Source organism: Ideonella sp. P3_A4 (genome assembly GCF_056403075.1).
On the sequence record NZ_JBFUGE010000744.1, the window covers coordinates 1 to 2,665 of the forward strand.

The following is a 2,665-nucleotide window of genomic DNA, read 5'->3' on the forward strand; positions in this document are numbered from 1 at the left end:
ATGTGCTGAAGCTCGCCGCCCGCAAGCAGACCAGCGCGCCGCCGGCGACAGTCGGCAGCGCGCCGATCAAAGAGCAGGTGATCCACTTCATCAACAAGAAGATGCCGGGTGGGTTGCCGAAGAAGACGGCGCGGGCCTTGCTGGACATCGAGGACAAGCACTACGTCCCGATCATCCGCAACCCGTCCGCGACCACCTCGGAAACCGAGGCGGTCTTCTACTTCCCCGGCTGCGGCTCGGAGCGCCTGTTCAGCCAGGTTGGTCTGGCCACGCAAGCCATGCTGTGGCAGGCGGGTGTGCAGACCGTGCTGCCGCCGGGTTACCTGTGCTGCGGCTACCCGCAGCGCGGCTCCGGCCAGTTCGACAAGGCCGAGAAGATCATCACCGACAACCGGGTGCTGTTCCACCGCGTGGCCAACACGCTGAACTACCTGGACATCAAGACGGTGGTCGTGTCCTGCGGTACCTGCTACGACCAGCTGCAGGGCTACAAGTTCGAAGAGATCTTCCCCGGCTGTCGCATCATCGACATCCACGAGTTCTTGCTGGAAAAGGGCATCACCCTGGCCGGTGCCGGCACCACCTACCTCTACCACGACCCCTGCCACAGTCCGATGAAGCTGCAGGAGCCGATGAAGACCGTCAAGGCGCTGGTCGGTGACGGCGTGGTCAAGAGCGAGCGCTGCTGCGGTGAATCGGGCACGTTGGGCGTCAGCCGGCCGGACATCGCGACCCAGGTGCGCTTCCGCAAGGAAGAAGAGCTGCGCAAGACCGAGGCGCAGCTGCGCGCGTCGGGCGCGGTGGGGCCGAAGGAGGATCTCAAGATCCTCACCTCCTGCCCGAGCTGCCTGCAAGGGCTGTCGCGCTATGGAGACGACCTGCAGAACGGCCTGCTCGAAGCCGACTACATCGTCGTCGAGATGGCACGCAAGATCCTGGGCGAGGACTGGATGGAGCGCTATGTCGAGCGCGCCAACGCCGGCGGCATCGAGCGGGTGCTGGTCTGATGGCGCAGGTGACAGGGTGTGAGCTGTGTGCGGCCGGTGAATCTGCCGCCTGGACGGAGGTCGTGGCCGACGATCGCCTGCATGTCGTGCGCGTGCTGGACGCGCCGGAGTTCCCGGCCTTCTACCGCGTGATCTGGCGCGACCATGTGGCCGAGCTGAGCGACCTGTCGGACGATGACCGTGCCCATTGCCTGAACGCGGTGGTGGCGGTCGAAAAGGTGCTGCGCGACGAGCTGGCACCGACCAAGATCAACCTGGCGGCACTCGGCAACATGGTGCCGCACCTGCACTGGCACGTGATCGCCCGTTTCGACTGGGACAGCCATTTTCCGCAGCCGATCTGGGGCGCACGCCAGCGTGAACCAATGCCGCCGGCGACCGAGCGGCTGCGTCAGTCGCTGAACAAGCTTGATGAGTTGATCAGCACTCGGTGGAAACGATGACACCGAGCTTGGGTAGCATCGGGGGTTAGTGCGGCTCGCGCACGGCCTCTTTCTTTTGCCCCACCCGCCATGATCCGCGTCGCGTCTGCCTTGCTTCTTGCCCTGACCCTGGCCGCCTGTGGCGGATCGGACGGGAGCACACCGGTCGGGTCTGAGGCCGACCTGCTGGTGACCAATTCAGGCCCGGAAGAGGTGTACGCCGGCGAAGCAGTGATCTTTGAGGTCGCGGTGACGAACGAAGGGCCCGCCAGCGCCTCTGATGTGCAGTTGGATCACCACCTGAGCGGTGGCGGGGCTGAACTCGGCACCGTCACTTGTTCAGCCACCGGCAACGCCGAATGTCCTGCGCCCCTGGGCCCGAAGATGACCCTGGCCAACCTGCCTGCCGGTGGTGGCCTGGTGTTCCATTTCGAGGTGAAGACCGACCTGGCGTGGCGTGGCTCTGTGACCAGCGCGCTTATCGCCAGCGCCGATGCTGACACCGACCACAGCAACAACATCGGTGAATCAACGACGCAGGAAGTGGACAAGCCGGATCCGCCGGACCCCCGCAACGGTGACTATGTGGTGTTCGCCAGCAATGGCCGCCAGTACACGCTGACGTTGGACTTCAACGAGATGAGCTACCACATGCTGGGCTCTCAAGTGAACCGCACCGGCACCTTCACACCTGATGCCGACGGGGTCAGCTACGTCTTCGCCGGGACGGCCCGCTTTCGCATCGAGTCCGACTTGGTGGTTGGTGGTTTCGACTTCAACTTCGGCCAGCACGTCTACGACCACGGCGTGCGGCCCTTCGTCGCCGCACGGCAGTTCATTACCGACACGGCGCCACTGGTGGGTGTCGGCTACAACCTCTTGGGTGTCAACCTGCGCCGCAACGACAATCTGGAATCGGTCGTGCTGCCGTCGGTATTTGGCAACGGTGTGCTTCAAAGCTGCCGAGCTCCTCTGCCCGTGAAGGTGGACCTTTGCCCAGAGGAATTCTTGGCCACCTATGTCCTGACCGTGGCGGGCTCGGAGATCACTGGTGACGATGGCCACAGCGACGTTATCCATTTCCGCCTGGCTCAGTCAGGCTCGTCGCTGATCCTGCTGCAGGCCGACGATGCTGCCGACGGCACCGGTCGCCAATTTCGCGTTGGCCTGACAGACACCTCCACGGGCCTGGCCGGGGGCAGTTTTGCCACGAGCAGCACCAGCAGTGCCTGGGGC

The 2,665-nt window shown here is 64.4% G+C and carries 3 protein-coding genes; all 3 read left to right on the top strand.

Translation table 11 applies throughout. The features are described from left to right. A partial coding sequence (locus AC1DYI_RS32080) for a DUF3400 domain-containing protein (protein WP_477208159.1) occupies nucleotides 1-1,007 on the top strand: 1,007 nt, incomplete at its 5' end. Then, nucleotides 1,007-1,450, top strand: a complete 444-nt coding sequence (locus AC1DYI_RS32085; protein WP_477208160.1) for an HIT family protein — start codon at nucleotides 1,007-1,009, stop codon at nucleotides 1,448-1,450. The genes AC1DYI_RS32080 and AC1DYI_RS32085, both read left to right, overlap by 1 nt. A 69-nt stretch (nucleotides 1,451-1,519) precedes the next feature. Continuing rightward, nucleotides 1,520-2,665, top strand: a 1,146-nt coding sequence (locus AC1DYI_RS32090; protein ID WP_477208161.1) for a hypothetical protein, incomplete at its 3' end; no start/stop codon positions are given.